This is a genomic window from Enterovirga rhinocerotis (assembly GCF_004363955.1).
Lineage (GTDB): Bacteria > Pseudomonadota > Alphaproteobacteria > Rhizobiales > Beijerinckiaceae > Enterovirga > Enterovirga rhinocerotis.
Map to the genome: position 1 here is coordinate 212,193 of NZ_SNZR01000017.1, position 21,600 is coordinate 233,792.

The 21,600-nt window shown below is 68.6% G+C and carries 20 protein-coding genes and 1 tRNA gene; 13 read left to right on the top strand and 8 right to left on the bottom strand.

The window, feature by feature from the left end; genetic code table 11:
- Positions 1-93 precede the first annotated feature (93 nt).
- The 3 genes from EV668_RS22920 to EV668_RS22930 are packed head-to-tail and all read left to right on the top strand — an operon-like array spanning position 94 to position 3,397.
- Entirely contained in the window at positions 94-1,896 is a 1,803-nt protein-coding gene (locus tag EV668_RS22920; protein WP_245513380.1) for a sensor histidine kinase, read from the top strand.
- Positions 1,893-2,330, top strand: a complete 438-nt coding sequence (locus EV668_RS22925) for a response regulator (RefSeq protein WP_133774556.1) — start codon at positions 1,893-1,895, stop codon at positions 2,328-2,330. Before EV668_RS22920 ends, EV668_RS22925 begins: the two co-directional genes overlap by 4 nt.
- Positions 2,327-3,397 (top strand): sensor histidine kinase, encoded by a 1,071-nt coding sequence (locus EV668_RS22930; RefSeq protein WP_133774558.1) that lies wholly within the window; start codon positions 2,327-2,329, stop codon positions 3,395-3,397. Before EV668_RS22925 ends, EV668_RS22930 begins: the two co-directional genes overlap by 4 nt.
- 63 nt (positions 3,398-3,460) lie before the next feature.
- Here the strand turns inward: EV668_RS22930 and secA are convergent, their stop codons facing one another.
- The gene (gene secA, locus EV668_RS22935) at positions 3,461-6,346 is read right to left on the bottom strand and encodes a preprotein translocase subunit SecA (RefSeq protein ID WP_133774560.1); all 2,886 of its coding nucleotides are present in this window, start codon (positions 6,344-6,346) and stop codon (positions 3,461-3,463) included.
- Between the two features lie 232 nt (positions 6,347-6,578).
- Here secA and EV668_RS22940 point away from each other — a divergent pair, with 232 nt between their 5' ends.
- On the top strand, positions 6,579-6,911 hold the full coding sequence (locus tag EV668_RS22940) for a cupin domain-containing protein (RefSeq protein ID WP_133774570.1): 333 nt from the start codon (positions 6,579-6,581) through the stop codon (positions 6,909-6,911).
- A gap of 16 nt (positions 6,912-6,927) precedes the next feature.
- Here EV668_RS22940 and cmk read toward each other — a convergent pair whose 3' ends face one another.
- A complete protein-coding gene (gene cmk / locus EV668_RS22945; RefSeq protein WP_133774572.1) occupies positions 6,928-7,551 on the bottom strand; it encodes a (d)CMP kinase in 624 nt (207 codons plus the stop codon).
- A 4-nt stretch (positions 7,552-7,555) separates the two neighbouring features.
- Positions 7,556-8,899, bottom strand: a complete 1,344-nt coding sequence (gene aroA, locus EV668_RS22950) for a 3-phosphoshikimate 1-carboxyvinyltransferase (protein ID WP_133774670.1) — start codon at positions 8,897-8,899, stop codon at positions 7,556-7,558.
- A gap of 203 nt (positions 8,900-9,102) precedes the next feature.
- Here aroA and EV668_RS22955 point away from each other — a divergent pair, with 203 nt between their 5' ends.
- Together EV668_RS22955 and EV668_RS22960 are read left to right on the top strand one after the other, a co-directional pair.
- Complete coding sequence (locus EV668_RS22955) at positions 9,103-9,486, top strand: TIGR02300 family protein (protein WP_133774574.1); 384 nt, start codon at positions 9,103-9,105, stop codon at positions 9,484-9,486.
- A 105-nt stretch (positions 9,487-9,591) separates the two neighbouring features.
- Positions 9,592-9,667 (top strand) — tRNA-Ala (locus EV668_RS22960).
- Positions 9,668-9,825: 158 nt separating this feature from the next.
- Here EV668_RS22960 and EV668_RS22965 read toward each other — a convergent pair.
- Complete coding sequence (locus EV668_RS22965; RefSeq protein WP_133774576.1) at positions 9,826-10,515, bottom strand: TetR/AcrR family transcriptional regulator; 690 nt, start codon at positions 10,513-10,515, stop codon at positions 9,826-9,828.
- A gap of 59 nt (positions 10,516-10,574) precedes the next feature.
- Positions 10,575-11,777, bottom strand: a complete 1,203-nt coding sequence (locus EV668_RS22970; RefSeq protein WP_166652604.1) for an ABC transporter substrate-binding protein — start codon at positions 11,775-11,777, stop codon at positions 10,575-10,577.
- 194 nt (positions 11,778-11,971) lie between these two features.
- Here EV668_RS22970 and EV668_RS22975 point away from each other — a divergent pair, with 194 nt between their 5' ends.
- Genes EV668_RS22975 through EV668_RS22995 form a run of 5 tightly spaced genes read left to right on the top strand, consistent with a single transcriptional unit; the run spans position 11,972 to position 17,145 of the window.
- A complete protein-coding gene (locus tag EV668_RS22975; RefSeq protein ID WP_166652605.1) occupies positions 11,972-13,567 on the top strand; it encodes a class I adenylate-forming enzyme family protein in 1,596 nt (531 codons plus the stop codon).
- Positions 13,567-14,367 carry an enoyl-CoA hydratase/isomerase family protein gene (locus EV668_RS22980; protein WP_133774584.1) on the top strand — a complete coding sequence of 267 codons (801 nt, stop codon included), beginning with the start codon at positions 13,567-13,569 and terminating at the stop codon, positions 14,365-14,367. The genes EV668_RS22975 and EV668_RS22980 overlap by 1 nt, the downstream gene beginning before the upstream one ends.
- Positions 14,364-15,137, top strand: coding sequence for an SDR family NAD(P)-dependent oxidoreductase (locus tag EV668_RS22985; RefSeq protein ID WP_133774586.1), 774 nt, complete (start codon positions 14,364-14,366; stop codon positions 15,135-15,137). The genes EV668_RS22980 and EV668_RS22985 overlap by 4 nt, the downstream gene beginning before the upstream one ends.
- 5 nt (positions 15,138-15,142) lie before the next feature.
- The gene (locus EV668_RS22990) at positions 15,143-16,357 is read left to right on the top strand and encodes an acyl-CoA dehydrogenase family protein (protein ID WP_133774588.1); all 1,215 of its coding nucleotides are present in this window, start codon (positions 15,143-15,145) and stop codon (positions 16,355-16,357) included.
- Between the two features lie 2 nt (positions 16,358-16,359).
- Positions 16,360-17,145: an enoyl-CoA hydratase/isomerase family protein gene (locus EV668_RS22995; protein ID WP_133774589.1), complete on the top strand. Its 786-nt coding sequence runs from the start codon at positions 16,360-16,362 to the stop codon at positions 17,143-17,145.
- An 86-nt stretch (positions 17,146-17,231) separates the two neighbouring features.
- Here the strand turns inward: EV668_RS22995 and EV668_RS23000 are convergent, their stop codons facing one another.
- Positions 17,232-17,516, bottom strand: a complete 285-nt coding sequence (locus EV668_RS23000; RefSeq protein ID WP_133774591.1) for a GlsB/YeaQ/YmgE family stress response membrane protein — start codon at positions 17,514-17,516, stop codon at positions 17,232-17,234.
- Positions 17,517-17,685: 169 nt separating this feature from the next.
- Between EV668_RS23000 and EV668_RS23005 the strand changes: the two genes are divergently transcribed.
- Both EV668_RS23005 and EV668_RS23010 read left to right on the top strand, forming a co-directional pair.
- Positions 17,686-17,955: a hypothetical protein gene (locus EV668_RS23005; protein WP_133774593.1), complete on the top strand. Its 270-nt coding sequence runs from the start codon at positions 17,686-17,688 to the stop codon at positions 17,953-17,955.
- A 246-nt stretch (positions 17,956-18,201) separates the two neighbouring features.
- The gene (locus tag EV668_RS23010) at positions 18,202-19,698 is read left to right on the top strand and encodes an aldehyde dehydrogenase family protein (protein WP_133774595.1); all 1,497 of its coding nucleotides are present in this window, start codon (positions 18,202-18,204) and stop codon (positions 19,696-19,698) included.
- A 74-nt stretch (positions 19,699-19,772) separates the two neighbouring features.
- Here the strand turns inward: EV668_RS23010 and EV668_RS23015 are convergent, their stop codons facing one another.
- Together EV668_RS23015 and EV668_RS23020 are read right to left on the bottom strand one after the other, a co-directional pair.
- A complete protein-coding gene (locus tag EV668_RS23015) occupies positions 19,773-21,032 on the bottom strand; it encodes a M23 family metallopeptidase (RefSeq protein ID WP_133774597.1) in 1,260 nt (419 codons plus the stop codon).
- Positions 21,033-21,099: 67 nt separating this feature from the next.
- Entirely contained in the window at positions 21,100-21,579 is a 480-nt protein-coding gene (locus tag EV668_RS23020) for a peroxiredoxin (protein ID WP_133774599.1), read from the bottom strand.
- Between the last annotated feature and the right edge of the window lie 21 nt (positions 21,580-21,600).

The following is a 21,600-nucleotide window of genomic DNA, read 5'->3' on the forward strand; positions in this document are numbered from 1 at the left end:
CCGTCCGGATCGCACAACGTGACTTCGACCTCCCCCGGGACGCCCCCATCGCAAGACGAGCCGCAGGAAACGGCCGATCGGGCGGGATGGTCCGTGCGCCGGCATCTGGCGCTCTTCACGGTGGCGCTGATCCTGCCGATCCTGCTCCTTCTCGGCATGGTCCTGTGGCGCTTCGCCATGGCGGAGCAGAACCGCTTCGAGCGCGAGGCGTCGGACCTCGCCAGCGCGATCGCCGTCGGGCTCGACCGGGAGCTCACCGGCATCTTCGCCTCGCTCGAGGTCCTGTCGACATCGGCGCATCTGCCGACGCGCGATTTCGAGGCCTTCCACAGGCAGGCCTCCATCCTGCTCGAGCGTCAGGGCATCGTCGCCGTCCTGGCCGATCTCGACGGACAGCAGCTCATGAACGTCCGGCTGCCATGGGGCGCCTCCCTCCCGCGCAGCAACATCGCCCTGGACCGGACAGCCCTCGACAGAGGCCGCCCGTTCGTCACCGACCTGATCGTCGGCCAGATCACGGGGACGCGGCAGATCCTTGCGGTGACCGGCGTGCGGATCGACGGCAAGCTGACCTACCTCCTGTTCTTCAGCGTGCCGCTCGACCAGCTCCGGCAGGTGCTCACCGATGCCGGCATCGCAGGCGCCTACACGGCCTCCCTCATCGACCGCCGCGGACTCATCCTGGCACGCTCGCGCGACGCGGACGCCCTCGTCGGACAGACGGCGAAGGAAGACATGCGCGAGAACGCGCGCGACGCGCAGGGGACCTGGGACGGAACGGCCGCGGACGGACGATCGATCTTCGGCGCCTATGCCCGCTCGCGCCTGTCCGACTTCGTCGCCGCCGTCGAGGTCGGCTATGCCGATCTGCGGGCCCCTCTCTGGCGCTCGCTATCCGTCTTCGCGCTCCTCGGGGCCGCCATCGCCGCCCTGTCGACCTGGCTGGCGATGTATGTCGGCCGCCAGATCACCCGCCCCATCGCCGCGCTCGCCCGCACGGCCGCCGCCCTCGGACGGGGCGAGCCCGTCACGCCGCTCGCGACCGGCCTCGCGGAGGCCAACGAGGTCGGCCGTGTCCTGGTCGGGGCCTCCTCGAACCTGCGTGATCGCGAAGCGGACCTCGTGGAGGCGAACCAGGAGATCCAGCGCTTCGCCTATATCGTCAGCCACGATCTGCGCTCGCCCCTCGTCAACATCATGGGCTTCACGACCGAGCTCGAGGCGCTGCGGGGCGATCTCTTCACGCGGCTCGACGAGCTGAAGGAGGCCGCCGGCGTCGCGGAGAACGCAGCGCGGGACGAGGAGCTCGGGCAGGATTTCGACGAGGCCATCGGCTTCATCAAGGCCTCGATCTCGAAAATGGACCGGCTGATCAACGCGATCCTGCGCCTGTCCCGCGAGGGCCGGCGCGACTTCACGCCGGAGCGCATCGACATGGACGCGCTCGGCGACGGCATCAAGCGCTCGCTCGCGATCCAGGCCGACGAGGCCGATGCGACCGTGACCATCAACCGGCTGCCCTCGATCGTCAGCGACCGGGTCGCGATCGAGCAGGTCTTCTCGAACCTCATCGACAACGCGCTGAAATATCTGCGCAACGGCGTTCCGGGCCGGATCGAGATCGTCGGCAAGGCCCGCGGCGCGACGCTCGTCTTCGAGGTCCGGGACAACGGCCGCGGGATCGACGCCCGCGACGCCGACCGCGTCTTCGACCTGTTCCGCCGCTCGGGCGTGCAGGACCGCCCCGGAGAGGGGATCGGCCTTGCCCATGTCCGTGCACTCGTCCGCCGCCTCGGCGGTACGATCACCTTGACGTCGACGCCGGGTCAAGGCTCCACTTTCACGGTGACGCTGCCGAGACGGTGGACGCAAACCGAGTACAAGAGGGTAGCATGACCGTGCCCGTCACCATCATCATGATCGAGGACGACGAGGGCCATGCCCGCCTCATCCAGAAGAACATCCGGCGAGCGGGCGTGACGAACGAGATCGTCGCGTTTCCCGACGGAACCAGCGCGCTGTCGTTCCTGCTCGGGCCCGACGGAACGGGCCAGTCGAACGTCGGACGGCCCTTGCTCATCCTCCTCGACCTGAACCTGCCGGACATGACGGGCGTCGACATCCTCAAGACGATCAAGGAGAACGAGCACCTGAAGCGGACGCCGGTCGTGGTCCTGACGACCACGGACGACCAGCGCGAGATCGAGCGCTGCTACGATCTGGGCTGCAACGTCTACATCACGAAGCCCGTGAACTACGAAGGCTTCTCGAACGCCATCCGCCAGCTCGGCCTGTTCTTCTCGGTCATCCAGGTGCCGGAGACAGCATGACCGAGAGCCTCCTCCGGCTTCTCTATATCGACGACGATCCGGGTCTCGCGCGCCTCGTCCAGAAGAACCTCGGCCGCCGGGGCTTCGACGTGGACACCGCGCAGGACGGAGCGGCGGGGCTGGCGCGTCTGCGCGAAGGCGCCTTCGATGCCGTCGCGCTCGATCACTACATGCCCGGGCAGGACGGGCTCGCGGTGCTGTGCGAGATCACCTCGCTGCCCGATCCGCCGCCGGTCGTCTATGTGACCGGGACGCAGGAAAGCTCCGTCGCCGTCGCCGCGCTCAAGGCCGGCGCCTCGGACTACGTGGTGAAGACGGCGGGCGGGGAGTTCATCCATCTCCTCGAGGCCGCCATCGGGCAGGCCATCCGCAGCGTCCGGCTGCGGCGCGAGAAGGAGGCGGCGGAGGCCGAGGTCCGCGCCGCCCGCGACCGCTTCGAGGCGCTCGCGGCCGAGCGGGCCCTCCTCATACGCGAGGTCAATCACCGCGTCGGCAACTCGCTCCAGATCATCGCCGCGCTGCTGCACCTGCAATCGTCGACGACGGCGAGCGAGGACGTGAAATCCGCGCTGGCAGCGGCCAACCGGCGGGTGATGGCCGTCGCGCAGGTCCATCGCCGCCTCTACACCTCCGACGACGTCCAGGCCGTCGCGCTCGACCAGTACCTGAAGACGCTCGTCGACGATCTGCGCGGCTCGGCGGAGGGTGACGGCGGCGGCGACGAGCTGACGCTCGCGGCCGAGCCCTGCGAAGTCGGTCCCGACAAGGCCGTGGCGGTCGGCGTCGTCGTCACCGAACTCGTGCTGAACGCGCTGAAATACGCCTATCCCGACGGGCGCGGCCCGATCCGGGTCTCGCTCGTCAAGCGGGACGCGGGGCGCATCGCCCTCAGCGTCGAGGATGACGGCGTCGGGCGCGACTTGAAGACCGGGCGCACCGAAGAGGGGCTCGGCCGCATGATCGTGCGGGCCATGGCGGTCAAGCTCGGCGCCGATTGGGGCCGCGACGAGAGCCATCCCGGCATGAAGGTCACGCTCACCTTCGAGACCGGACAGGCCGCAGCTTAGGCCCCTCGGCGCTCCCCGGAAGGGCGCCCCGCAGGCGGCTGCCGGCGGGGCGATGGTGCTCGATCAGGCCGTGAAGCGGCCGTGGCAATGCTTGAACTTCTTGCCCGACCCGCAGGGGCAGATTTCGTTCCGGCCGACGCGGCCCCAGGTCGCGGGATCGGCCGGGTCGCGTTCGAGCACGTCGAGATCGCCGGCGACCGCCTGCCCATAGGCGAGGGACGAGGCCGAGCCCGGCCCGCCGAACGAGCCGAAGGCCTGGGCCGCATCGAACTCGTTCTCGCCCGTATTCGGATCGAGATGCTGCGCGAACATCGGCGGCAGCTCGGCCGGCGGGTTGGCGAAATCCGCGCCGCCTTCGTTCGGATCCTGGAAGACGACGTCGACGCGCATCAGCTGGCCCGTGACCTGCTCGCGCAGATGGCCGACGAGCTGGTTGAAGAGATCGAAGGCCTCGCTCTTGTACTCGTTCAGCGGGTCGCGCTGGGCATAGCCGCGCCAGCCGATGACCTGCCGCAGATGGTCGAGCGTGACGAGGTGCTCGCGCCAGAGAGAATCGAGCGATTGCAGGAGCACCTGCTTCTCGACGTAGTTCATCACCTCCGGCGTGTTCTTCTCGACGCGGGCCGCATAGGAGGCATCGGCCTCCTTGCGCAGGCGCTCGCGGATTTCCTCGTCCGCGATCCCCTCTTCCTTGGCCCAGTCCTCGACCGGCAATTCGAGATTGAGGACGTTCTGCACCGCTTCGTTGAGCCCCTTGGCATCCCATTGCTCGGGATAGGCCCCCTCGGGGATATGGTTCGCCACGAGATCGTCGATGACGCCGCGGCGCATCTCGTCGATCTCGTCACGGACGCTCTCGGCGCTCATGAATTCGCGGCGCTGCTCGAACACGACCTTGCGCTGGTCGTTCATGACGTTGTCGTACTTGAGGATGTTCTTGCGCATGTCGAAGTTGCGCGCTTCGACCTTCTGCTGCGCCTTCTCGATCGCGCGGTTGATCCAGGGATGGACGATGGACTCGCCGGGCTGGAGCCCGAGCTTGACCAGCATCCCGTCCATGCGGTCCGACCCGAAGATGCGCATCAGGTCGTCCTGGAGGGACAGGTAGAAGGCGGACCGGCCGGGATCGCCCTGGCGGCCGGACCGGCCGCGGAGCTGGTTGTCGATGCGGCGGGATTCGTGGCGCTCGGTGCCGATGATGTAGAGGCCGCCCGGCATCGGGTTCTTGCGCCCGGCTGCGGGATCGGCCGGCTCGCCCGATTTCAGCACCACCTCGCGGTGGGCCTCGATCTCGCGGCGGATGGCGTCCGCCGCCTCGGAATCGGCCGCCACGCCCTCCTTCTCGAGCCGCATCTCGATATTGCCGCCGAGCTTGATGTCGGTGCCGCGGCCGGCCATGTTGGTCGCGATCGTGATCGCGCCCGGCACGCCCGCCTCGGCGACGATATAGGCCTCCTGCTCGTGGAAGCGGGCGTTCAGCACGGCGAACTGCTTGGTCGGCCGGCCCGTGCGGGCGCCTTCGTAGAGCTTCTCGACCGCCGCCGGATCGGCGAAGTCGATGATCTTGTAGCCGGCCTTCACCATCAGTTCGGCGAGGAGTTCCGACTTCTCGATCGAGGCCGTGCCGACGAGCACGGGCTGCAGCCGGGCATGGGCCTTGCCCACCTCCTCGACGATCGCCTTGTATTTCTCCTCGGCCGTCCGATAGACCTGATCGTCCTCGTCGATGCGCGAGACGCCGCGATTGGTCGGGATCTCGACGACCTCGAGCTTGTAGATCTCGGCGAACTCGTCCGCCTCCGTCGCCGCCGTGCCGGTCATGCCGGCGAGCTTGCTGTAGAGCCGGAACAGGTTCTGGAAGGTGATCGAGGCGAGCGTCTGGTTCTCGGGCTGGACGGTGACGCGCTCCTTCGCCTCGAGGGCCTGATGCTGGCCCTCGGAATAGCGCCGTCCCGGCATCATGCGGCCGGTGAACTCGTCGATGATGACGATCTCGTCGTTGCGGACGATGTAGTCCTTGTCCTTGTGGAACAGCTTGTGCGCCCGCAGCGCCTGGTTGACGTGGTGGACGAGCGTGACGTTGCCGGCGTCGTAGAGCGTGCCCTCGTTGAGGATGCCGTGCTCGCGCATCAGCTCCTCGATATGCTCGTTCCCGGCCTCCGTGAGGTTCACCGTCCGCTGCTTCTCGTCGAGGTCGTAATCCTCGCGGACGAGCTTCGGGATGACCTGGTCGATGGCCATGTAGAGGTCGGACCGGTCGTCGAGCGGACCCGAGATGATGAGGGGCGTGCGCGCCTCGTCGACCAGGATCGAGTCGACCTCGTCGACGATCGCGAAATGGTGCCCGCGCTGAGCCATCTGCGCGAGCTCGTACTTCATGTTGTCGCGCAGGTAGTCGAAGCCGTATTCGTTGTTCGTGCCGTAGGTGATGTCGCAGGCATAGCTTTCGCGCCGCTGGTCGTCGTCGAGACCATGCACGATGACGCCGACGGTGAGGCCGAGGAAGCGGTAGATCTGCCCCATCCACTCGCTGTCGCGGCGGGCGAGATAGTCGTTGACCGTGACGACATGCACGCCCTTGCCCGAGAGCGCATTGAGATAGACTGCGAGCGTCGCGACGAGCGTCTTGCCCTCGCCGGTCTTCATCTCGGCGATGGCGCCCTCGTGCAGGACCATGCCGCCGATGAGCTGGACGTCGAAATGACGCTGGCCGAGCGTGCGCTTGGCCGCCTCGCGGACGACGGCGAAGGCGGGGACGAGGATGTCGTCGAGGCTCTTGCCGGCGGCGATCTGCGCCTTGAACTCGTCGGTCTTGGCCCGCAGCTGCTCGTCCGACAGCGCCGCGATCTGCGGCTCCATCGCGTTGATGGCCGCGACCTTCGGCGCGTAGGTCTTGAGGCGCCGGTCGTTGACCGAGCCGAAAATCTTCTTTGCGAGGGCACCGAGCATCGCGGGCAGGCCTATCGGATCAGAACAAAAATGGATCAGCGCGGCTTATAGACCTAAGTCTCGTCTCGCGCATCTTAAAGGAGCTGCCCTACACGAGACGATGCCGCATGGGAAATTGGGACGCGGCGGGGCAGCGGCGCGGGCGGCGCAGGGCCGGCCTTCCGGCGGCCGCTTGATCGGGCCGGCCGGGGGTGCAGAACTCGGCCCGACCGATTCCCGCACGGACCCCGCCATGGCCTTCACCTGCACCATCCCCGCGAGCCCCACCCTCCAGCAGGACGACGCGAATGTCCGGATCACGCGCTGGGACTTCCAGCCCGGCGCCGTGACCGGCTGGCACACGCATGGCTGGCCCTATTTCGTCATCATGCTCGACGAGGGCACCCTGCGCATCCACGACGGCGCGGCCGAGACCGACGTCCCGCTCGCGCGCGGGCAGACCTATTCGCGCAAGGCGGGCGTCCAGCACGACGTCATGAACGCCTCGCCCCATCCCATCGCCTTCGTCGAGATCGAACTGAAGCGGCCGGAAGCGGCCGCGGCGATCGGCCTCCCCGAGGCCTGATCCCCAGCAGCGTGCCCTAAGCCACCCCGGCCGGCAGCATGTCGAGGGCCCGCGCGAAGGCGGCGTCGGCATCGAGTGAGGTCGTGTCGAGATGCCGGGCGTCGGCGGCAGGCCGCATGGGCGCCGCGCTCCGCTCCGAATCGCGGGTGTCGCGCCGGAGGATGTCCGCCAGGATGTCGTCGAAGGTCGTGGGCTCACCGCGCCCCGCGAGCTCGCGGAACCGGCGGCGCGCCCGCTCCTCCGGCGAGGCGGTGACGTAGATCTTCACCTCCGCCTCGGGACAGACGACGGTGCCGATGTCCCGCCCGTCGAGCACCGCCCCGCCCGGCTGGGCCGCGAAGCGCCGCTGGAGGTCGAGCAGGGCGCCGCGCACACCGGGATGGACCGAGACGAGGGAGGCGGCCTCGCCGATCTCGCGGCTGCGCAGCCGGTCCTCCTCGAGGGTGGCGACGTCGAGCGCTTCGGCGATGCGGGCCGCCCCGGCGGAATCCGTCAGCGGCAGGCCCCGGTCCAGCAGGGCGAGCGCCACGGCCCGGTAGAGGAGGCCCGTATCGAGATGCGGACGGCCGAGATGCGCGGCAATGCGCCTCGCGAGGGTTCCCTTGCCGGAGGCAGCCGGCCCATCGATCGCAATGACCATCGCGTCACGTCCGGAAGGAGGCGCCGAGGCGTTCGAGCGTCGGCATGAAGCTCGGGAAACTGGTCGCGATCATGGCGCCGTCGTCGATCGTCACGGGGTTCCGGCTCGCAAGCCCCATGACGAGGAAGGCCATGGCGATGCGGTGATCGAGTTCGGTCGCGACCGTGCCGCCGCCGGGGACCTTGCCGCCCAGCCCCTCGACGACGAGATCGTCGCCCTCGATGCGATGCGGAACGCCTGTCACCGCGAGCCCCGCCGCCACGGCGGCGAGCCGGTCCGATTCCTTCACCCGCAATTCGGCGAGGCCGCGCATGCGCGTCTCCCCCGTCGCGAAGGCGGCCGCGACGGCGAGAACCGGGTATTCGTCGATCATGGCCGGCGCCCGCTCGGGCGGCACCTCGACGCCCCGCAGCGGGCCGGCGGTGACGTCGAGATCGGCCACCTCCTCGCCGCCGAGGTCGCGGCGGTTCCGCAGCGCGATCTCGGCGCCCATCTCGAGCAAGGTCGTCACGAGGCCCGTGCGCAGCGGATTGGTCATCACCGCCTCGATCGTCACGCGCGAGCCGGGCACGATGAGGGCTGCGACGAGCGGGAAGGCGGCCGAGGACGGATCGGCCGGGACGACGATGTCGCGGGCCCGCAGCTCCGGCTGGCCTCTCAGCGTGATGCGGCGGCCGGCCCCCTCCGTCTCGACGCGGATATCGGCACCGGCATGGGCGAGCATGCGTTCGGTATGGTCGCGCGTCGCCTCGCGCTCGACGACGGTCGTCTCGCCGGGGGAATTGAGCCCCGCGAACAGCACGGCCGACTTGATCTGAGCCGAAGGCGCCGGCGTCTCGTAGACGATGGGGATGGTCTCGCGCGGGCCGCGCAGCGTCAGCGGCACCCGGCCGCCCTCCGCCTCCTCCACGACCGTCGTGCCCATCCGCACGAGCGGGTCGAGGATGCGGCGCATCGGGCGCTTGCGCAGGGACGCGTCGCCGTCGAAGGTCGCCGTCACGGGATGGGAGCCGACGACCCCCATCATCAGGCGCGATCCGGTGCCCGCATTGCCGAAATCGAGGACGGTCTCGGGCTGTCCGAGCCCGCCGATCCCGACGCCGATCACGCGCCAGCGCCCCTCGCCCTCCCGCGTGACGGTGCCGCCGAGAGCACGGACGGCATCGGCGGTGCGCAGCACGTCCTCGCCCTCGAGCAGGTTCTCGACCCGGGTCTCGCCGATGGAGAGGCAGCCGACGATCAGGGACCGGTGCGAGATCGACTTGTCCCCCGGCACCTGCACGTGCCCGGACAGCGGGCCTCCGGCGGCAGCGGCGACCGGACGGGCCGGATGGGACGTATGCGACACGATCATGACTCTCGACGAAACCGGGCGCTTATCACGGCACAAGGCGCGGGTCATCAGCACTCAAGGGGTCGCGCGGGCTTGACGGCGGCGATGCCGCTCCCGATCTGATTCCAGCGATCCTGACACGCGACGCCTCGCGACGCGTTGACATGAGAGCGGTTGCGCTCTAACCGGCGCCCTTCCCGTCCTTCAGAGTTGAACCGGTGGCCAGACCAGAACTCGGCACGAAACGTGTGTGCCCGACGACGGGTCGTAAGTTCTACGACCTCAATCGCGATCCCATCGTGTCTCCCTATACGGGGGAAGTGCTCGCCCGCGCCGCGTTCGAGCCCGTGCCGCTGCAGCCGGCACGCGCATCGAACGAAAGCGACGAGGACGAGACGGACCTCGTGACGACCGGCCCGGAAACGGTGTCGCTCGAAGACGCGGCGGCCGAGGAGGAGAGCGCGGCCGGAGACGACACCTCGCTCGGCGACGACGACGAGGGCGGCGCGCCGGACGACGATACCTTCCTCGAGGAGGAGGAAGAGGGCGGCGACGTGTCCGACCTCATCGACAGCGATATCGAGGACGACGAAGAAAGCTGAGATTATGGGCCAAAGCGGGCTTGAACCCGCCGAGGCTCGTCAGTATAGAGGCGCTCCGCCGTCGAGGCGGACGTCGCGCGGCCCACCCAAAGGCCGCTTCGGTTCGGGGCCATAGCTCAGTTGGGAGAGCGCGTGAATGGCATTCACGAGGTCGGCGGTTCGATCCCGCCTGGCTCCACCAAACCCAATATCCCGAAAGTCGCTGTCGAAATGTGACAGGCCCTCAGGCCTGATCCGGACGGCCTGTCGGCGAGCAGTCACGCGGGCGCCACGAGCGCCGCTCCCACCCACACCCGATTTCCTCCCGCCGGCGCAGCCTTGCGGGCGCTGGCGCGCCGCTCAGGCCGGCGTCTGGGCCGTGCCACAGAGCCCGCAGGTCAGGAGCTTGCGATAGGTCTCGACGGCCTCGCGCATGGCCGCCTCCGGATCGTCGCTTCGGTTGATGTAGTTCGAATAGACGTAGTCCCGCGCCGCGATGAGCACATAGGCCAGGGTCTTGAGCTCGGCTTCCTCGTAGGCGGGCAATTCGCCTCGGTCCCAGCTTCGCTTCAGCGCGCGCGTGAACCGCGCCAGGATGTTGTCGAGGTGCTCGCGATAGGCTCGCGGGGCGGCGATCTCGCCTTCATGCAGCAATCGGAAGAACCAGGGATGGTCGGCGACGAAACGGAGGAAGGCGGCGAAGCCGCGCACCTCGAGATCGATGATGTCGCGCGAACCCGCGACCTGGTCGCGCATGAGGTCCAGGACCTCCAGGCCCTTCAGCGGAAGCAGCTTGTCGAAGAGGTCGGCCCGGCTCTCGAAATAGGCGTAGAACGTGCCGTGCCCGAGGCCGGCGCGCTCCATGATGCGGCTGATCGAGGCGTCGGCATAGCCGTGTTCGCCGATCACCTCCGCGGCCGCATCGACGATGGCGCGCCGGTTCCGTTCAGCTTTCTCGTGCCGCTTGAGCTTACGGGGCGGCGAGGGCTGCTCGAGGTCCGAGGCGGAGGGTGTCCCCCGCCCCGAAGGTCGCTTGGTCCCGCTACGCATTACCGTGTCACGTGCTTCGATTCCGCTCGCAGAGGCAGGATGATCTCACTCGACCTTCCTCATTTTTGATCGAGCGGACAAGCCCGCTCGCTGGCCGGCCGGAAGCCCTCCTCCGGCGGAATCGCGGTCAGGAGCTTGTAGTAGTCCCAGGGCTCCTTCGATTCGCTCGGCGACTTCATCTGGGCCACGTAGGCGCGCCGCATCAGCCGGCCATCCTCGCGGAGCCATGCGTCGTCCTGGAAGAAGTCGACCACCTTTTCCTGGCGCATCTGCTTCATCACGGCCTTGGGATCCGTCGTGCCGACCGCCTTCACCGCCTTCAGGTAATGGCTCACCGCGCTGTAGGTGCCCGCATGGGCTTCGGCCGGCATGAACTTGTTGCGCGCGAAGAAGCCCATGGACCAGGCACGGGCGGCCGGATTCATGTTCCAGTACCAGACCGTCGAGAAGGTGATGCCCTGGGCCGCCTCGAGACCGACGCCGTGCGCGTCGCTGAGCAGGAAGGCGGGAGCGACGAGGATCTGCTTGCCGTCCCGGCCGACCCCGAATTCGCGCGCCTGCTTGATCGAGTTCGAGAGGTCCTGGACGGCGCTGAGGAAGGCCACCACGTTCGCTCCCGAACCCTGGGCCTGAAGGAGCAGCGAGGAGTAGTCGGCGGATCCGGCCGGATGACGGACGCTGCCGACCACCTTGCCCTCCGCCGCCTGCACGTTGGCCGTCACGTCACGCTGGAGCGCGTGTCCGAACGCCCAATCCTGCACCATCAGGAACCAGCTCTTCTTCCCTTCCGCGATCAGCTTCTTGGGAAGCGCGCTCGCGAACAGGTACGAATCGTGGCTCCATTGCGCCGTGTTCGGCGAGCAGGCCTTTCCCGTGAGGTCGGAGCTCGAGGCGCCGACGAACAGCGCGACCCTGTTCTTGCTGACGACGAGTTCTCGCACCGCGAGCGCGACGGCCGAATTGCCGATATCCGCGATCATGTCGACGCCGTCCTCGTCGAACCAGCGCCGCACGATCGTCGCGCCGATATCGGGCTTGTTCTGGTGATCGGCGTAGACGAACTCGATCGGCCGGCCGAACATCTCGCCGCCGAAATCCGCGATCGCCATCCGGGCGGCGTCGACGGAGCCCGTGCCGAGCGCCGAGGACAGGATCCCGGTCATGTCCGTCAGGACGCCGACCTTCAGGGGTCTTTGCTGAGCTTCGGCGGCGTATGACACAAGGCCGAACACCAACGCCGCAATCGCGCGCGCACCACGCATCCCATCCTCCCCTGCTTGCCGTTCTTGAGGACGCAGCATTCTGCAACTGCGCCATCCCAGTCCTACACGACGCGCTGGACAGCGTCAATAAAACCGACTACCGAGTCGGAAGTCGAAATTAATCTCGCAAGCGTCGGCCTGACCGGCGACAAGGGGCGATGCGCTCGCTCACGCGAGGATCAGGGAGGATGGGGATGCCCGGAGCGGGTCCGTGCGATATTCCGGCCTTCGGATCGATCATCGAGCTGGTCGAGCGACAGGCGTCCCGACGTCCCAACGCGCTCGCCCTGACCGCGAGCTCGGCAGCGGGCGGCGAGATTCGCCTCAGCTATGCGCAGCTCGCCTGGAGCGCGAGCCGCATGGCCGCCGGTCTCGCCCGGCTCGGATTCGGCCGGGGCGATCATGTCGGCCTGATGATGGATAACGAGGCGGGCTTCGAGGCCGCGATCTCGATGCTCGCGCTCTATCACCTCGGCGCCGTGGCCGTGCCGGTCAACGCGCGCTTCGCGGCCGAGGAAGTCGCCTTCGTGCTCGGCAAGGCGCAATGCCGGGGCCTCGTCATCATGCGCCGGTTGCTGCCCGTCTTCGAGGCGGTGAGAGCGCAGGTGCCGGGGGTGGCGCATGTCGTCACGGTCGGCGACGGCGCGCCGGACGATGAGCACGACTGGCATCGGGTCTTCGCATCCGTCCAGGCGCCGGCGGCGGGATGGCCCCGCCCGGCGCCGGACGACACCTCCGAGATCCTCTTCACCTCCGGCACCACCGCCCGGCCGAAGGGTGCGGTGATGACCCATTCGCGGAGCGTGGCGGCCGCCTATGGCTTCGCGGACGCGCTGAGCCTCGACGAGACGGACGTCTTCCAGAGTTTCTTTCCGTTCTTCACCACGGCGTCGCTGCATTGCGTTCTGCTGCCGTCATGGTGGGCGGGCGCGCATGCCGTCCTCGATCCGGGCCTCGACATCCCCAAGATCATCGACCGCATGGAGCGGGAGCGCACCACGAAGTACATCGGCGCGCCGTCATTCTACATCTTCCTGCTCGATCACTACGATTCGAGCCGCCACGATCTCTCGCGCCTCCGTCTTTTCGACTATGGCGGCGCCTCCATGTCCGTGGAGGTCGTCAAGCGCCTCGCGGCGGCCTTCCCGCATGTCGAGCTGCGCCAGACCTACGGCCAGACGGAGAGCGGGCCCGCCGGGACCGTGCTTCGGGGCAGCCATGCGACATCGAAGCTCGGATCAGTCGGCCAGCCCTGGCCGCTGACGGAACTACGCATCGTCGACGATGCCGGCATCCCCGTGCCGACGGGCACGACGGGGGAGATCTCCGTGCGCAGTCCGAGCGTCATGCGCGAGTATTTCGACGAGCCGGGGCTGACGGCCGAGACCCTGAAGGACGGCTGGCTCCTGACCGGAGACATCGGATACTTGGACGAGGATGGATTCCTCTATCATGTCGATCGCAAGAAGGACATGATCATCCGGGGCGGCCACAATATCGGGTCGCTCGAGGTCGAGGAGACCTTCTTCCGTCATCCCGCCGTCCAGGAAGCCGCCGTCGTTTCGGTCCCTCACGCGAAGCTCGGCGAGGACATCTGCGCCTTCGTGCAACTGCGGCCGGGCCAGACCGTGACGGCCGACGCGCTCCGCGCCTTCTGCGCCGACAAGCTCGCCGACTACAAGATCCCGCGTCGGATCATCTTCATCGACCACTTTCCGCGCGGCCCGATGGGCAAGGTGCTGAAGTCCGACCTGCGCGACCGCGCGATCGCCAACGAAGGAGCGCGGTGATGCGCCAGACCGATTACCGGACCATCGAGATCAGGCGGCGCGGCCGGGTGCTTCAGCTCGTCATGAACCGCCCGCAGGCGCTCAATGCGGTCGACGCCACGCTCCACGAGGAATTGTCGCGTGTCTTCGTGGATGCCGCCAAGGACGAGGGATCCGACGTCGTCGTTCTGACGGGGGCCGGCCGTGCGTTCTGCGCCGGCGGGGACGTCGACTGGATGCAGGACGCGATCGACTGCCCGGAGAGCTTCGAGACCACGGTGGCCGAGGCCAAGGCGATCGTCTTCTCCCTGATCGACTGCGAGAAGCCGACCATCGCCAAGATCAATGGGCCCGCCGTCGGGCTGGGCGCCACCCTGGCGCTTCTGTGCGATCTCAGCTTCGCGTCCGAAGAGACGTATATCGCCGATCCGCACGTCTCGATCGGGATGGTGGCGGGCGACGGCGGCGCGGTCATCTGGCCCCAGTTGATCGGTTTCGCGCGGGCCAAGGAGTTCCTGCTCACCGGTGATCGCATCGACGCCCGCAGGGCGGCCGAGATCGGCCTCGTCAACCACGCGGTGCCGCCCTCCGAACTCGACGCGGCGGTCGATGCCTTCGCGGAGCGGCTGGTCGCGGGATCGACCAAGGCGATCCGCTGGACCAAAGTGACAACGAACATCGCGCTGAGGCAGCTCGCCACCAGCATGATGGATACGGGCCTCGCCTACGAGGCCTTGACGAATGTCAGCCAGGACCACCGCGACCGTGTTCGCGCCTTCCGTGAGAGGTCCGAACGGCGCGCTGCGCAGGCCGGCCGATGAGAGCGCCGACGATCGACCTCTCGGGCAGGACGGCTCTCGTCACGGGGGCGACCGGCGGGATCGGGGCCGCGATCGCACGGACGCTCGCGGCCTGCGGATCCCGCGTCGTGCTCAGCGATCTCGACGCGGACCGCCTTGGCCTGCTGCAGGCCGACCTCCCGGACGGCACCCTGGCGGTCGCCGGCAATCTCGGCTCGGTCGACGGGGCCGAGGCGCTCGCCCGCGAGGCGATCGAAGGCGTCCGGACCCTCGACATCCTCGTCAACTGCGCCGGCATCGCCGAGCCGCTGCGGCGGACCCTGGATCAGGACCTCGACGATTGGCAGCGGGTGATCGACGTCAATCTGAGAGGCGCCTTCGTCCTGTCGCGCGAAGTCGGTCGCCACATCCTCGGGCGCAAGGCGCAGGGCGCCATCGTCAACATCGCGTCCGTGGTCGGGCTCTTCGGCGTGCCGGGCTCGAACGCCTACGGCGTCTCGAAGGCCGCGCTGATCCATCTGACCAAGAACCTCGCCTGCGAGTGGAGCGGCAAGGGCGTGCGGGTCAACGCCGTCGCCCCCGGCTATATCGAGGCGCCGCTCGCCTTCGACATGTTCGCCAGCGGTCGGGTGGACAGGGCCCAGATCGAAGCGCGGCTGCCGATGCGGCGGCTCGGCCAGCCGGAGGAGATCGCCGCCGCGGTCGCCTTCCTGGCCTCGGATGCCGCAGCCTACATCACGGGCGTCACGCTTCCGGTCGACGGCGGCTGCTCCGCCTATGGCGGACCGTGACGGGCATGGCCGCACCCTCTCCCGCCGATCTCGCTCTCGACGAGGCGGCCGACGCCGATATCCGCGACACCGCGCGCCGCTTCATCGCCCGCGAGATAACGCCCCATTACTCCACCTGGGAGCAGGCCGGGCGCGTCCCTCGCGACCTCTGGCGCAGGATGGGCGCGGCGGGTCTCCTCTGCCCCTCGCTGCCTGAGGCCTATGGCGGCGCGGAAGCGGGTCTTCGCGCCAGCATCGCGCTCATCGAGGAGATGGCGAACGCCTTCGTCGCCCTCCACGGCTTCTATACGCATTCCGAGATCTGCGCGCCCTACATCCTGCATCTCGGCTCGGAGGAGCAGAAGCGCCGCTGGCTCCCGGGCTGCGCCAGCGGCGATGTCGTGCTCGCCATCGCGATGACCGAGCCGGGAGCCGGCAGCGATCTGAAGGCGACGCGCACCATCGCCCGGCGCGATTCGGACGGATACCGCCTGACGGGGCAGAAGACCTTCATCACGAACGGCCTCCAGGCCGACCTCGTGATCGTCCTGGCGGAGATGGCGGACAGCGCCCGAAGGGCGAAGTCGCTCTTCCTGGTGGAGGCGGACCGGCCCGGCTTCGCGCGCGGCCGCGTCCTCGACAAGGTCGGGCAGAAGGCACAGGACACCACGGAGCTGTTCTTCGACGACGTCGCGATCCCGCCGGAGAACCTTTTGGGCGAGGCGGGACGCGGCCTGAAATACCTGATGGAGTTCCTGCCGCGGGAGCGGATCCTCGTCGGGGTCGGCTCGCTGGCCGGCGCGGAGGCCGCCTTCCGCGAGACCCTCGCCTACGTGCAGACCCGGCAGGCCTTCGGGCAGGCCATCGGCTCGTTCCAGCACCTGCGCTTCAAGCTGGCGGAGATGAAGACCGAACTCGCGGTCGGCCGCGCCTTCCTGGACCGCTGCATCCAACGGTTCGAGACCTCGGGGCTGGCGCCGGACGAGGCCGCCATGTGCAAATACTGGCTGTCGGACCTCGAGGGCAGGATCCTGGATGCCTGCGTCCAGATGCACGGCGGCTACGGCTACATGCGGGAATACCCGGTGGCGCGTGCCTTCGCGGATGCGCGAGCCCAGCGGATTTACGCCGGCACGAACGAGATCATGAAGGAAATCATTGCCCGTGGGCTCGAGCCGCCGGGCGACGGCAACCCGCTCCGGCCGCCGGCCGGGGACCCGAGCAGGAGGGATCGCGTTTGACCATGGACCCCGAAGCCGCGCGCGACACGCAGCCGGCTCTCCTCGCCATCGACGGGCCCGTCGCCACGATCACGCTCAACCGGCCTGGGGTGCTCAACGCCATCGACGTCGCCATGGCGGCTGCGCTGGAGCGGCTCGCCCTGCAGATCGAAGAGCGCGCCGATATCCGCGTGCTCGTGATCCGCGGCAGCGGGACGGGCTTCTGCGCCGGCGGCGATGTCAGCCATTTCACGGCCGAGCCCGAGCAGCTCGAGGCCTTCATCCGCGAGTTGCTCGGCCATTACGGCGCATTTCTGCAGACCCTGCGCCGGATGCCCCAGCTCGTGTTAACCAGCGTCCACGGTGCGGCGGCGGGAGCCGGGTTCTCGCTCGCCTTCATGGGAGACATGACCATCGCCGCCGACACCACGCGGTTCACGCCAGCCTACCACAAGCTCGGCGTCTCGCCCGATGGCGGAGGCACGATCGGTCTCGTCGAGGCCCTCGGGCCGCGGCGCGCGCTTCACGTCTTTCTGGCCCAGGGCAGCTTCGATGCCGCGCAGGCGGCCGCCTACGGCCTCGCGACCGCCGTGGTGCCCGCTGACGACTTGAGTGATCGGACCATGGACCTCGCCCGGCGTCTCGCGATGAATTCCCGCGAGACGATCGAGCACACGAAGCGGCTGGTCCATCGCTCGGCCCACGCCGCGATGGCCGATCAACTGGACGCGGAACGGGACGCTCTTCTCGCCTGCATGCGCTCGGACACCTTCCGAACGGCCGTGAAGCGATTTCGCGCCTCATCCTAGCGCGGTCGGCTCCGGGACCTGCTCGACGGGAGACGGAGGCGGCGCGGCGCCTTCGATCGAACGCCGCCGGCAGGAGCCCGAGGCCGCTACGGCGTGCCGGTCTTCCGGTAGACCCAGTATCCGGCCATGACGATCAGCGAGCCGGTCACGGCCGACACGATGTCCCTCAGCGAGATCGCGATCCGGTCGAGATTGGGGAACAGGCCGAACGCCCAGAACAGCACACCGCCGACGAGGGCGCCGCAGAGGCCGAGCCCGAGATTGCCGAAGAGCCCGAAGCCCCGGCGGTCCCAGTTGAGCAGCGCGCCGGCCAGGGCACCGCCGATGATCCCCACGATGATCCAGACAAGAACCCGATCCATCGTCGGCATGACCACTCTCCGCCCTTTTGTCGCAGATCCATATCGACATGCCGCGCGCGCCGAGGGAAGCCCTCCCGGTCACAATCGCGGCGGTCTCGTCCGTCCGATAGCGATCACGATCCAAAGCGCAACTCGGGCGTTCCCGCTCTGCAGTGTTTCGGGGCCCTTGGAGGCTATGATGGATTGGGTCGATCTGAACGGAGCCACGCCCCTCCGGGCGGGCTGGTATGCGGCGATCACGCGCTGGCGGACCCAGAGCGGCCGGATCCCGACCGCGTGCTGGTGGAGCGGAACCAAGTGGGGGCTCGCCGATCCGACCAGGATCGCCTGCTTTTTCCCGCAGCCCTTCGACCGCGCGCACGATGCCGTCAGCAAGGCGTTCGATCTCGAGGAGACCGGCGTGGAGACGCCCCTCCGCACATCGTCCCTCGCCGCAGCCGCAGGCTGACCCGGCCGCCGGATCGGCCGGGGTCTCCGCCTCGCGGTCCCGAGCCGGGGACGCGAGGCGATGATCTCGATGAACGTTTGCGGGCCGGCGATGGCGCCATTCTGCGCGTGCCAGCCTTTCGAATTTCGCAGGGAGGGGCTGGCAGCCCGCCCCCGTCATTGGTAGCCTCTGCCCCTACGCTCTATATCCAACGGAATATAATGAGCTGCGTCGGCCCGAGTCGGTCCGGCACTCAGGGAGAGACCTATGACATACCAGGACAAGCCCGGAGCGTTCCGGCCGGCCTATCTCGACGGCAAGCTCAAGAAGCTGTTCATCGACGGCCAGTGGGTCGAAGCCCGCTCGGGCAAGACGTTCCAGAGCCATAACCCGGCGACGGGCGAGGTCCTCGCCGATGTCGCCGAGGGTGACGCGGCCGATATCGACCGCGCCGTCGAAGCGGCCCGGCGCGCCTTCGAGGGTCCCTGGAGCAAGTGGAAGCCGGCCGAGCGCCAGCTGCTGCTCCTCCGCCTCGCCGACCTCATCGAGGAGAACATCGAAGAGCTCGCGACGCTCGACACGCTCGACATGGGCGCGCCGATCTCGCGGACGCGCGGCAACAAGCAGCGCGCCGTCGGCATGCTGCGCTACTATGCGGCCCATGCCGTCACCATCCATGGCGAGACGATCGAGAACTCGCTGCCGGGCGACATCTTCTCCTACACGCTGAAGGAGCCGGTCGGCGTCGTCGGCGCCATCATCCCCTGGAACGGCCCGCTGACGGCGACGCTCTGGAAGATCGGCCCGGCTCTCGCGACCGGCTGCACGGTCGTGCTCAAGCCCGCCGAGGAAGCGCCGCTGACCCCGCTGCGCATCGCCGAGCTTTGCGAGCAGGCGGGCGTGCCGCCGGGCGTGGTCAACGTCGTGCCGGGTTACGGCGAGACGGCCGGCGCGGCCCTCTCGGGCCATATGGGCGTCGACAAGGTCGCCTTCACCGGCTCGCACGTCACGGGCCAGAAGATCGTCCAGGCCTCGGCCAACAACCTCAAGCGCGTCTCGCTCGAGCTCGGCGGCAAGTCGCCCGACATCGTCTTCGCCGATGCCGATCTCGATGCCGCCGTGCCGGGCGCGGCCATGGCGGTCTTCGCCAATTCCGGCCAGATCTGCTCGGCCGGAACGCGCCTCTTCGTCGAGCGCAAGATCTATGACGAGTTCACCGCCCGCGTCGCCGAGTTCAGCCGCTCGCTCAAGGTCGGCGACGGCATCGATCCGGAGGTGCAGGTCGGCCCGCTCGTCTCGACCGAGCAGCTCGACCGCGTGACCGGCTATCTGAAGGTCGGCCAGGAGGAAGGCGCCAAGGCCCTCGCCGGCGGCGCGCGCCTCACTGACGGTGCGCTGTCGAAGGGCTTCTTCGTGCCGCCGACCGTCTTCGCGAACGTGAAGGACGACATGCGGATCGCCCGCGAGGAAATCTTCGGGCCCGTGATCTCGGCCATCCCGTTCGACGATATCGACGAGGTGATCAAGCGCGGCAACAACACCGATTTCGGCCTCGGCAGCGGGCTTTGGACGCGCGACGTGTCGAAGGCGCACAAGATCGCCAAGAGCCTCCGCGCCGGCTCGGTCTGGGTGAATTGCTACCAGGCGATGGACCCCGCCGTGCCCTTCGGCGGCTACAAGATGTCGGGCTACGGCCGCGAATCCGGGCTCCAGCACGTCGAGGAGTACCTCAACGTCAAGGCGGTCTGGATCAAGACCGCGTAACGCTTCTCTGCCCTGGGGCACGCTGCTGTTTCACGGAAACGCCAGCGTGCTCTAAGTTATTGTTAAAGCATGCTCTAGCGGGCCGCCTCCAGGAGGCGGCCTGCTTCGAAGAAGCGAGCCGGGTTGACCGGCTCGCCGTCGATCCGCGTCTCGTAATGAAGATGGGTGCCGGTCGACCGGCCCGTCGAGCCCGCGCGCCCTACGATCTGACCGAGGTCCACGCGCTGGCCGGGCGCGACGGTGATCGCCGAGAGATGCGCGTAGCGCGTCGAGACGCCGCCCTCGTGCTCGACCTCGACCATGTTGCCGTAGCCGCCGCTGTAATCGGCGACCGTCACCCGCCCCGCGGCCGTCGATCGGACGGGAGCCCCGGCCTCCGCGCGGAAATCCACTCCGGTATGCATCGCGGCCGCGCGGTTGAAGGGATCGAGCCGGGCGCCGAAGGAACTCGTCTGTTCGAGCGGGCCGAACATCGGCCGGCCGAGCGGCAAGGACCGGGCGACGGAACCCAGCCGCTCGAGTTCCCCGACGCTGCCTTCCGCGTCGGCGGCGATCGGCCTGAGGCCCGCGGCGTCGAAGGCTTGAGGCAGCGGAACGAAGGGGCCGCCCGTCGCCGGCTCGCGCGGCGAGAGACGCGACACGGGCAGACGGGTTGCCTCCAGCGCGAGCCGCAGGCGCGTCACCCGCTCGCGGGCCGCCTGCCGGATCGTCTCGGCCGAACCCACCGCAGCCGCGGAGGCCCGCCCCAGCGACAGCTCGACGCCCGACAGCCGGTCGGGAACCGAAGGCACCGCCGGCGCGTGTCCGCGCAGCCGCAGGTCCAGCGGTTCCGCCGCGACGGGCATCGGCTTCGCGCCCGGCATGGTCGGGATGGATCCCGTCGTCTCGACCGCGCGGCTCGGCAGCAGGGTCCCGGCGGGCTCGGGGAGGAGCCGGGACGGCGCCGATCCCGAGAGCCGGTCGGCCAGGGAGGCGATCCAGATCTGGCGGGACTCGATCTCGGCCTGCCGCGTCGTCAGGGCGTCGACCCGGGCCGCGAAGGCCTTTCGCTCGACGAGGCCCGAGGTGATCTCGCGCTCCAGCCTGTTTCTCAGATCGGCGACCCGATCCTCGTAGGCGATCCGCATCTCGGTCTGCCGGGCGAGGAAGGTCTGAGCGAACTCGTCACGGAAGAGGATGTACCAGGTCGCCGCCCCGCCCCAGAGCGTCGTCGCGAGCGTGAGGGCGCAGAGTGCCAGGACGATCTTCGGGCTGATTCCTGCCTGCACCGGCTCGCGTGTCGCGGGGCGCGCGAAGTCCTTGGCGGGAGGATGGCGGGGATGGCGGTTCGGCATGACGGACCGTCGAATGGAACGGCCCGCATTAGGACGGCATTAGCGTTAAGGAAGAGCGAAGCGCCGATCAGAGGGCGCGGGCCGCCTCGAGCACCTCGGCCGCATGACCCGGCACCGAGACCTTCCGCCAGACCCGCGCGATCCGGCCCTCGCGATCGATCAGGAAGGTGGCGCGCTCGATCCCCATATACTTGCGGCCCCACATGCTCTTCTGCACCCAGACGCCGTAGGCTTCGGCAACGGCCTGGTCCTCGTCGGCCGCGAGCGTGATCGCGAGGTCGTGCTTGCGCGCGAATTTCGCCTTGCCGGCCACGCTGCCGATCGAGATGCCGACGATCTCGGCCCCGGCCGATTCGAAGGCCCCCTTGAGGCTCGTGAAATCCTTGGCCTCCGCCGTGCATCCGCTCGTGTCATCCTTCGGGTAGAAGAAGACGACGACCGTCCGGCCGCGAAGCGATTCGAGCGAGACGGGTCGGCCTGCCGAGTCCGGGAGGGTGAAGGATGGCGCCGCCGAGCCGATCTCCAGCGAGTCGCTTGCAACTGTCATGGCGCCTTCCTTTCGTCGGAT